Annotated in this window: 1 protein-coding gene; it reads right to left on the reverse strand. The window is 69.2% G+C overall.

The window, feature by feature from the left end:
• Positions 1-16: 16 nt before the first annotated feature.
• Positions 17-767, reverse strand: a 751-nt coding sequence (locus JCM19049_RS16325; protein ID WP_374700348.1) for a proton-conducting transporter membrane subunit, incomplete at its 5' end; no start/stop codon positions are given.

Genomic DNA, 767 nt, shown 5'->3' on the forward strand with positions numbered 1-767 from the left:
AGCCCGGCGGCGTGCTTCACCAGCGGCTCCACCAGCCGGGCAGCACGCCCAGCACCACGGTTCCGGCGGTTAGCACCAGCAGCGGGGCCAGGAAGATCAGCGAGGGGCGCTTGCAGGCGGTGGGCTGCATGCCGCGCTTGCGTCCGAAGGCGCCAAGCACGAAGCGCAGCGAGTAGGCCACGGTCAGGCCCGTGCCGAGCACAATGCCGGCCACCGGGAGCCAGGCCAGCGGCCCGCCCTGGTGCAGCAGCGCGTCGAACACCGATTCCTTGGCCACGAACCCGTACAACGGCGGGATCCCGGCCATGGACGCGGCGGCCAGGGTGGCCACGGTGGCCAACACCGGCATGCTGCGTCCCAGCCCGGAAAGCCTGCGGATGTCACGGGTTCCGGTGTTGTGGTCCACGATGCCCACGGCCAGGAACAAGGTGGCCTTGAACAGCCCGTGCGCCAGGGTCAGGGCCAGGGCGGCAAAGGCGGCATCGGCGTTGCCCAGCCCGAAGATGGAAATGATGAACCCCAGCTGGGAGACGGTGCCGAAGGCCAGGATGAGTTTCAAGTCGTATTGCTTCAGCGCCCGGTAGCCGCCGATGATCATGGTCAGGATGCCGATGCCCACGGCCAGCGGCCCCCAGAACATCGTCTCGGAAAAGCCCGGGGCCAGGCGGGCCACCAGGTACACACCGGCCTTGACCATGGCCGCAGCGTGCAGGTAGGCGGAGACCGGGGTGGGGGCAGCCATCGCGCCGGGCAGCCAGAAGTGGAAG

This window comes from Arthrobacter sp. JCM 19049, assembly GCF_001310435.1.